This is a genomic window from uncultured Bradyrhizobium sp., from assembly GCF_936943645.1.
Taxonomy (GTDB): Bacteria; Pseudomonadota; Alphaproteobacteria; order Rhizobiales; family Xanthobacteraceae; genus Bradyrhizobium.
The window spans coordinates 25825-34166 of the sequence record NZ_CAKZJO010000005.1 but is presented as its reverse complement, the minus strand read 5'-3'; the positions used below and the strand labels follow the sequence as shown (position 1 = coordinate 34166).

The following is an 8342-nucleotide window of genomic DNA, read 5'->3' as shown; positions in this document are numbered from 1 at the left end:
CAGCCTTGAGCCCGTCTGATCGCAGGTCTACTTCCCTCCCAGTTGCTCTTGGATGAGAGGGCGATGAGATCAAGCAAAGCTCGGGCGAATTGCGCCGCGAGGCTGCGAAGCCATGTCTGCAACTACGCATTCGGTGTCATCGCCCGCCCCAGTGCGCAATTGCGCACAAGGCAGGGAATGACAGCGTCGCTTGGAGCAGTGAGCTTCCGCATCATACTCCCTCGCAATGACGTGGAGAGAGCGTACACACCCACTGCTTTCGTGCCCCGGACGCAGCGCAGCTTTCTTGCGATGCGATGCAGAGCGGGGGCCCATCCATCCGCATGGGGCCGTGTCGCGCTGGGTCCCGGCTCTGCGCCGCAACGCCCGAAGGCGTTGCAGCTTGTCCGGGACACGAGGCTCCTAATTCAACACCCGCTTGTTATCAGGGCTATCCAGCGAGAACGCCGGCACGTCGATCTCGAAGCGCTCGCCGCTTTCGGTGACCATCTGGTAGCGGCCGGTCATGAAGCCGGAGGCGGTGGAGAGCGGCACACCCGAGGTGTATTCGAAGCGTTCGCCGGGGGCCAGAATTGGCTGCTCGCCGACCACGCCCTCGCCCTTCACCTCCTGCTGGCGACCGGAGGCGTCGGTGATGATCCAGTGCCGCGTCTTGAGCTGCACGGTCTCCTCGCCCGAGTTGGTGATGACGATGGTGTAGGACCAGAAATAGCGGGAACGGTCGGCCGACGACTGCTCCGGAACAAAGTTCGGCTCGACGGTCACTTCGATGTGGCGGGTCACGGCGCGGTACATGGTTGCTACCATACCGAAATCCGGCGCCGGAACCAAACGCCGCGGCCGGCCTTGGCGACATCGTCCCGCCAGAATTCGAAGGGAAGGACACCGGCGAGGGAAACACCCGCAAAGGGATACCCCACATGGTCCGGCCGCTTTGCGAGTTCGGTAGCGGACCGGTACACTCCTCGAGACGTCGCGATTTGCGGAAGGGTTTTTGGCCCCCGATGACCATTGCCGACCAAGTGACGGGAACGACGATCGCGGGAACCGCCAATCCCGTCGACGGCGCGTCCGTCGACAGCAAGCCCGCAGGAGCGAAGCCGCGCGCGCGGGCGCCGGCCATCACGCTGCCTGCGATCGGCGAGCGCGAGCTCCGGCTCGACCTGTTTCGCGGGCTGGCGCTGTGGCTGATCTTCATCGACCACCTGCCGCCGAGCCTGCTCACCTGGTTCACGATCCGCAATTACGGCTTCAGCGACGCCACCGAGATCTTCATCTTCATCTCCGGCTATACCGCCGCCTTCGTCTACGGCAGGGCGATGCTGGAGAGCGGCGTCGTCATCGCCACCGCGCGCATCCTGCGCCGGGTCTGGCAGATCTACGTCGCCCACGTCTTCCTGTTCACGATCTTCCTCGCCGAGATCTCCTACGTCGCGACCAGCTTCGAGAACCCACTCTACACCGAAGAGATGGGCATCATGGATTTCCTCAAGCAGCCGGACGTCACCATCGTGCAGGCGCTGCTGCTGCGTTTCCGCCCCGTCAACATGGACGTGCTGCCGCTCTACATCGTGCTGATGCTGGCGCTGCCCTTGATCCTGTGGTCGATGAAGTGGCGCCCCGACGTCACGCTCGGCCTCTCGGTCGTGCTCTACGCGGTCACCTGGGAGTACGACCTTTACCTGTCGGCCTATCCGAACGGATTCTGGGCCTTCAATCCCTTCGCCTGGCAATTGCTGTTCGTGTTCGGTGCATGGTGCGCGCTTGGAGGTGCGCGACGCATGTCGCGCATCCTGGCTTCGCCCGTGACGATGTGGATCTCGATCGCCTATCTGGTCGCCGCGTTCTACGTGACGCTGACCTGGTATGTGCCGCAGCTCTCCCAGTTCATGCCGAAGCGGATCGAGCAGTGGATGTATCCGATCGACAAGACCGATCTGGACGTGCTGCGCTTCACGCATTTCCTGGCGCTGGCTGCGCTCACCGTGCGCTTCCTGCCCCGGGATTGGCCGGGCTTGAAATCGCGCTGGCTGCGCCCATTGATTCTATGCGGCCAGCATTCCCTCGAGATCTTCTGTCTCGGCGTCTTCCTGGCCTTCGCCGGGCACTTCATTCTCGCCGAAGTCTCCGGCGGCGCGGCCATGCATGCGCTGATTAGTCTCTCCGGGGTCCTGATCATGTGGGGCGTGGCCTGGGTGATTTCGTGGTACAAGCGCGTGGCTGACAAGAGCGGTGCGAAAACCAAAAACGCCGTCGGCAACGCCGATCTGGCGGGAGGGGGCTGATGAAGGCGAAGGTTCTCCTGAGCCTGATCCTGCTATGCGATAGCCTCGCCGCGCCTGTGGCGCGCGCGGGCGATGCTGCGCCCGCGGCGCCTTCCGTGCCCGCGGCGTGCGAATTGCCGTCCTATCTGCTCGCCAGCGAAAGCCAGCTTCCCAAGGTCGCCGACGCCATCAAGGCCGGCAAGCCGCTCGAAATCCTGGTCATCGGCAGCCGCTCGACCACGATTCCGTCCGCCGAGGACGCCTCCTATCCCGCGCGCATGCAGGTCATGCTGAAAGACAAGCTGCCGCCGCAGGAGGCCGTGCACGTCTCCGTAGAAATACAGAGCAAGAAGACCGCCGAAGAGGCGGCCGGCAGCTTCGTTAAGCTGATGGAAGCAAAAAAGCCTACTTTGGTGATCTGGCAGACCGGGACCGTGGACGCCATCCGAGCCATCGATCCCGACGAGTTTCGCGGCGCGGTGACTGAAGGGGTTGCCGCGCTGCAAAATGCGGGGGCTGACGTCGTCTTGATGAACTTGCAATACAGCCCGCGTACGGAGACCATGATCTCGGCGCCGCCCTATCTCGATAATATGAAGGTGGTGGCGCAGGAGCACGATATTCCGCTGTTCGACCGTTTCGCGATCATGCGGCAGTGGAATGATCAGGGTCAGTTCGACCTGTTCAGCCCGTCCCGCGGGCCTGAACTGGCGAAGCAGGTTCATGATTGCCTTGGCCGGGCGTTGGCACAGTTCGTGATCGACGCAGCTCATCTGGAGCCGGCCCAGCAGCAAAATTGAGGTCTAGCGTTAATGAGTTCTCTCCGCCCTTTTCGCCTGACGGCATGGCTGGCCGCGCCTGCAGCCGCAGCGCTTCTGTTGCTGGCGCTGGCCGTGCGGTCGCACGCGCAGACGCAAGCCGCACAGGCAACGCCCGCGCAGTCGGCTGATCCGGCTCCCGCGTCGCCGTCCCAGACCACCGTGGCCGCGACCACGCCCGAGCAGCGCGGCGTCGCGACGCGCGCCATCGACAAGGTGAAGCAGGTCGCCAAATCCGCCGCCGATATTTTCAGTCGCGTGCCCTGCCTGCCGCCGAAGGGCGGCTCGAAGACGATGGGTTCGCTGCCGCATGTCGCGGGCAAGCTGGTCGCCGGCAAGCCCGTCGTCATCGTCGCGTTCGGCTCGTCGTCGACGGCCGGCTTCGGCGCGAGCTCGCCGGAGTTCAATTATCCGAACCGTCTCGCCGCGCAGCTGCGCCGGCACTATCCGACCGCCGACATCACCGTCGTCAATGCCGGCGTCGGCGGCGAGGACGCGCCCGAGATGATGAAGCGTCTGCAGACCGAGGTGATCGACGTGCATCCGGATCTCGTGATCTGGCAGGTCGGCACCAACGCCGTGCTGCGCAACCTCGATCCCGGCGACACCGCAAAGCTGGTCGAGGACGGCATCGGCCGCATCCAGGCCGCCGGCGATGCCGACATCGTGCTGGTCGATCCGCAATATTCGCCGGCGGTCAACCAGCGCAAGGAGAGCGCCGGCAAGATGGTGAATCTGCTCGGCAAGGTCGCCGAGCTGCGTCACGTCGGCATCTTCCCGCGCTTCGAGGTGATGCGCGACTGGCACGAGAACCAGTCGATCCCGGTCGAGAGCTTCGTCATCGCCGACGGCCTGCACATGAACGATTGGGGCTATGCCTGCTTCGCCCAGCTGCTCGGCGACGACATCATCCGCTCGGTCGGCCAGATCAAGCTGGGCGTGAACGTGCCGGCGGACGTGCGGACGTATCGGCCGATGTAGTTCGCTTTACCCTCCAGGGGAGGGTAAGAAAGATCACGCCTTCTCCAGCGCCGCCGTGAGATCCTCGATCAGATCGTCGGCATGCTCCAGCCCCGCCGAGAAGCGGATGAACCCTTCGCTGATGCCGAGCGCGGCACGGTCCTCCGGCTTCAGGCGCTGATGCGTCGTGGTCGCTGGATGCGTGACGAGGCTCTTGGCATCGCCGAGATTGTTCGAGATCTTGGCGAGCTTCAATTCATTGAGCGCGCGGAACGCGCCCTGCTTGCCGCCCTTGACCTCGAAGCCGACCAGCGTCGAGCCGCCGCGCATCTGCTTTTTCACCAAGGCGGCCTGCGGATGATCGGCGCGGCCGGGATAGACCAGCCGCGAAATCTTCGGATGGCTGGCCAGCACGTCGGCGATGCGCGCTGCGGTATCGGTCTGCGCGCGCACGCGCACGCCCAGGGTCTCCAGGCCCTTGAGCAGGACCCAGGCGTTGAACGGCGAGATCGACGGGCCGGTCTGGCGCATGAAATTGTGAATGTGCTCGGCGATGAAGGCTTCCGACGACAGGATGATGCCGCCGAGACAGCGGCCCTGGCCGTCGATGTGCTTGGTCGCGGAGTAGACGACGACGTCGGCGCCGAGCGCCAGCGGGCTCTGCCAGATCGGGGTCGCGAACACGTTGTCGACGACGAGCCGCGCGCCGCCCTTGTGCGCGATCTCGGCGATGGCGGGAATGTCGAGCACGTCCAGCGTCGGGTTGGTCGGGCTCTCCAGAAAGAACGTCTTGGTGTTGGGCTTCACCGCGCGTTGCCATTCATCCAGATTGGCCCCGTCGACCAGCGTGGTCTCGATGCCATAGCGCGGCAAGAGGTCCTGGATGACGTAGAGGCACGAGCCGAACAGCGCGCGGGAGGCGACGACGTGGTCGCCGGACTTGAGCGGCGCCAGGATCGCGGTCGTCACCGCGGCCATGCCGGTTGCCGCCGAGCGGGCGGCCTCGGCGCCCTCGAGCTCGATCATGCGGCGCTCGAACATCGCAATGGTCGGGTTGGAGTAGCGCGAATAGATGAAGCCGGGGTCCTCGCCCTTGAACCGCGCCTCGCACTCCTCGGCGCTGTTGTAGACGTAGCCTTGCGTCAAGAACAGCGCCTCCGACGTCTCGCCATATTGCGAGCGCAGGGTGCCGGAATGGACCAGGCGGGTTTCGGGACGGTAGTTGGCAGGCGACTTCGACATAGGTACCTCCGACATGACCGCTTCGTCGAAAGCGGGCACAAAAAAACCGGCCTGGACATGTCCACGGGCCGGGATCTCAGAGGTCCCCGGCCTGTTTAGCGACTTATTTAACGTGGCTGCAAGCCGGCCGGCTCAAATCACCACGGGATAAGTGATGCTCATATTCCGCAATGCCCTTTCCGTCAAGGCGTCCATCGGATAGCCGTAAAAGACCTGTATTTCCGGCCTGCCCGGATGCATTTGAGCCCTGATGAGGACCCCCGGTTGACGTTCACGGTCGCGCCCGACGCCAATGGTATCCTGCCCGACCGCATGATCGCGGCGATGGCGGAGGCAGGCCTCATCCTGCCCGCCTATGACTTCGTGGAAAGCCAGATCCAGCCGGCCAGTCTCGATCTGCGCCTCGGCGACATCGCCTACCGCGTCCGCGCCAGCTTCCTGCCCGGTCCCGGCGCCACCGTCGCCGAGCGCATCGACGAATTGAAGCTGCACGAGTTCAGCCTCGCCGACGGCGCGGTGCTGGAGACCAACTGCGTCTACATCGTGCCGCTGCTGGAGAGCCTCGCGCTGCCGCCGGAGATCGTCGCGGCCGCCAACCCGAAGAGCTCGACCGGACGGCTCGACGTTTTCACCCGCGTGATCGCCGACGGCACCCGCCGCTTCGACATGATCGGCGCCGGCTATCACGGCCCGCTCTATGCCGAGATCAGCCCGAAGACGTTTCCGGTGCTGGTGCGCGAGGGCTCGCGCCTCAGCCAGGTGCGTTTCCGCACCGGCGACGCCATCCTCAACGCCGACGAGCTCGAAACACTCCATGCTACGGAACGCCTCGTCGATATCGACGATGCCGATCTGTCCGGCGGCGTCGCGGTTTCCGTCGACCTCTCGGGCGAGAAGGCCAACGGCTTCGTGGGTTACCGCGCCAAGCGCCACACCGGCGTCGTCGATGTCGATCGTCGCTCCGGTTATGCGGTGGAAGATTTCTGGGAGCCGATCTCGGCCCGTCCCGACGGCAGCCTGATCCTCGATCCCGGCGAGTTCTACATCCTCGCCTCCAAGGAAGCCGTGCAGGTGCCGCCCGACTACGCCGCGGAGATGGTGCCGTTCGATCCCTTGGTCGGCGAATTCCGCGTGCATTATGCCGGATTCTTCGATCCCGGCTTCGGCTATGCCGGCGCCGGCGGGCTGGGATCGCGCGCCGTGCTGGAAGTGCGCTCGCGCGAGGTGCCGTTCATCCTCGAGCACGGCCAGATCGTCGGCCGTCTCGTCTACGAGAAGATGCTGGCGCGCCCCGACGCGATGTACGGCCAGCGCATCGGCTCGAACTACCAGGCGCAAGGCCTCAAACTATCGAAGCATTTCCGGGTGTAGCGCGATCCTGTAGCCCGGATGGAGCGCAAGCGTAATCCGGGGCAGTCTCACTTGCGGCACGGTCCCGGATTGCGCTCCGCTCCATCCGGGCTACGAGGTGCTGACATGAGCAATCCATCCGAACTCGACGCAAAGATCGCCGAAAACGTCGCGGATGCGCTGATCTATTCGGATCGCTCCGGCACGATCATGCGGTGGAATGGCGCCGCGACGACGCTGTTCGGCTTCTCCGCGGCGGAAGCGCTCGGCCAGAATCTCGATCTGATCATTCCCGAGCATCTGCGCGCAGCGCACTGGAAGGGTTTTGAGGCCGCACTCGCCAGCGGCGCGATGAAGCTTGCGGGCAAGCCGACGCTGACCCGCGCGGTGCACAAGAGCGGACGCAAGCTCTACATCGAGATGACCTTCGCGCTGGTGCGGGATTCCGGCGGCAACGTGCTCGGATCCGTGGCGATGGCGCGCGATGTCACCGAACGGGTCGAGCGTGAGCGCGCAGCCAAAACGCCGCCGCAAACTTCGTGATGCGGAATTGGCAGGCGATCGCGCAGGGCGCCCTGCACGGGCGTCATGTTGCTTGCCGGAAGGTGCGGTGACACACTCGATCAAAATCAACGATCGGGAGCGAACATGGCCGCCGCCTCAGACGCCGCGCAGGAAGCCCAATGGAAGCGCTGGCGCGCGGTCGCCGAGCTCTATCACGCCTACTTCACCGGACTCATCCTCGCCGTCGTCACGCGGCGCGGCACCGCCGATGCGGCGGAATTCGTCTTCCGCGTGTTTCGCCGCCAGCAGCAGGAGCGCTTCCTGCCCGGCCTCAAGAAGCTCGGGATCGATCATCTGCCGCCGGCGGTGGCGGCTGCGCAATATCACTACCTCTCCAACTGGATCGGCGGCGTGCATGTCGAATACATGTACGAGAGCGACACCAAGGCCTGGATCCGTTATCCGCCGCCGCGCTGGATCTGGAAGGGCACCGCGATCTGCGGCGTACCGGGCGAGGTGAGCCGCGCGATGCTGCGCGGCTGGCACGCCAACAACGGCGTTGCGCTCGGCGATCTCAGGCTCGGCTTCGTCTGCACCAAGCAGAGCGTCGACGGCCAGGACGGGCTGGAAGGTTACTACCATCAATACGATCATCCGCTTGAGCTCGACCAGCGCCTCGTGTTCGCACGCCACCTCGAAGCACCGCTGTTCGATGCGAAGACCGCGCCGGCACTTCCCGTTGCGAGCTGGCCGAAGCCGCGCCTGGAGAAAGCCTATCGCAATTACGCGATGGAATATGTCCGCACCGCCGCGCCCGTGATGGTGCAGCTGTTCGGCCCGGAAGACGCCGGCTATCTGCTGCGCCTCACCGGCAAGCTGATCGGCATGCAGTATTTCGACGAGGTCGCAGCGGCGCTGGCGATGGGGCGCGGCGGAGTAAGTGAATTCGCATCGTTCCTGAGCGCGTTGTTTGCCGCGCAGGACGATGCCGCGGAGATGACGCAGTCCGAAGGCGCATTCGAGCTCCGCCAGCAGAGCTGGAAGCTGATGGACGACGTCGCCGACTATCATTTTGCCTGCACCAAGGTGCTGGAGGGACTGTTCGAAGGCCTCGCTGCCGGATGCGGACGGCATATTGCCGTGCACGTCCGCCCCGCCGCCGGCGGCCGCCCGCCGTTGGTCTGGACGATCGAATAGCTCTCAC

The 8342-nt window shown here is 64.8% G+C and carries 8 protein-coding genes and 1 riboswitch; of the genes, 6 read left to right on the top strand and 2 right to left on the bottom strand.

All coding sequences use genetic code 11. The features are described from left to right. Window positions 1-402 precede the first annotated feature (402 nt). Window positions 403-795: a Co2+/Mg2+ efflux protein ApaG gene (gene apaG, locus Q0743_RS00530; protein ID WP_298239648.1), complete on the bottom strand. Its 393-nt coding sequence runs from the start codon at window positions 793-795 to the stop codon at window positions 403-405. A gap of 209 nt (window positions 796-1004) precedes the next feature. On the opposite strand from apaG, the gene Q0743_RS00525 reads away from it, so the two are divergent. From Q0743_RS00525 to Q0743_RS00515, 3 genes are read left to right on the top strand one after another with little or no spacing between them, the layout of a single operon-like run. Continuing rightward, the gene (locus Q0743_RS00525; RefSeq protein ID WP_298239646.1) at window positions 1005-2285 is read left to right on the top strand and encodes an OpgC domain-containing protein; all 1281 of its coding nucleotides are present in this window, start codon (window positions 1005-1007) and stop codon (window positions 2283-2285) included. Continuing rightward, complete coding sequence (locus Q0743_RS00520) at window positions 2285-3064, top strand: SGNH/GDSL hydrolase family protein (protein WP_298239645.1); 780 nt, start codon at window positions 2285-2287, stop codon at window positions 3062-3064. Before Q0743_RS00525 ends, Q0743_RS00520 begins: the two co-directional genes overlap by 1 nt. Before the next feature lie 12 nt (window positions 3065-3076). Then, window positions 3077-4063 carry an SGNH/GDSL hydrolase family protein gene (locus tag Q0743_RS00515; RefSeq protein WP_298239644.1) on the top strand — a complete coding sequence of 329 codons (987 nt, stop codon included), beginning with the start codon at window positions 3077-3079 and terminating at the stop codon, window positions 4061-4063. A gap of 33 nt (window positions 4064-4096) precedes the next feature. On the opposite strand, the gene Q0743_RS00510 is transcribed toward Q0743_RS00515, so the two are convergent. Further along, window positions 4097-5284 (bottom strand): O-succinylhomoserine sulfhydrylase, encoded by a 1188-nt coding sequence (locus Q0743_RS00510; protein WP_298239643.1) that lies wholly within the window; start codon window positions 5282-5284, stop codon window positions 4097-4099. 74 nt (window positions 5285-5358) lie between these two features. Then, a riboswitch (SAM riboswitch) is annotated at window positions 5359-5438 on the bottom strand. Window positions 5439-5548: 110 nt separating this feature from the next. Between Q0743_RS00510 and Q0743_RS00505 the strand changes: the two genes are divergently transcribed. The 3 genes from Q0743_RS00505 to Q0743_RS00495 all read left to right on the top strand — a co-directional run bounded on the left by Q0743_RS00505 (window position 5549) and on the right by Q0743_RS00495 (window position 8335). Further along, a complete protein-coding gene (locus Q0743_RS00505) occupies window positions 5549-6655 on the top strand; it encodes a 2'-deoxycytidine 5'-triphosphate deaminase (protein ID WP_298239642.1) in 1107 nt (368 codons plus the stop codon). Window positions 6656-6760: 105 nt separating this feature from the next. Further along, on the top strand, window positions 6761-7177 hold the full coding sequence (locus Q0743_RS00500; RefSeq protein ID WP_298239641.1) for a PAS domain S-box protein: 417 nt from the start codon (window positions 6761-6763) through the stop codon (window positions 7175-7177). A gap of 105 nt (window positions 7178-7282) precedes the next feature. Next, window positions 7283-8335, top strand: coding sequence for a hypothetical protein (locus Q0743_RS00495; RefSeq protein WP_298239640.1), 1053 nt, complete (start codon window positions 7283-7285; stop codon window positions 8333-8335). Window positions 8336-8342 lie beyond the last annotated feature (7 nt).

Coding starts and splice junctions, on each gene's coding strand:
- apaG (WP_298239648.1), bottom strand. CDS start 795: ATGTACCGCGCCGTGACCCGCCACATCGAAGTGACCGTCGAGCCGAAC.
- Q0743_RS00525 (WP_298239646.1), top strand. CDS start 1,005: ATGACCATTGCCGACCAAGTGACGGGAACGACGATCGCGGGAACCGCC.
- Q0743_RS00520 (WP_298239645.1), top strand. CDS start 2,285: ATGAAGGCGAAGGTTCTCCTGAGCCTGATCCTGCTATGCGATAGCCTC.
- Q0743_RS00515 (WP_298239644.1), top strand. CDS start 3,077: ATGAGTTCTCTCCGCCCTTTTCGCCTGACGGCATGGCTGGCCGCGCCT.
- Q0743_RS00510 (WP_298239643.1), bottom strand. CDS start 5,284: ATGTCGAAGTCGCCTGCCAACTACCGTCCCGAAACCCGCCTGGTCCAT.
- Q0743_RS00500 (WP_298239641.1), top strand. CDS start 6,761: ATGAGCAATCCATCCGAACTCGACGCAAAGATCGCCGAAAACGTCGCG.
- Q0743_RS00495 (WP_298239640.1), top strand. CDS start 7,283: ATGGCCGCCGCCTCAGACGCCGCGCAGGAAGCCCAATGGAAGCGCTGG.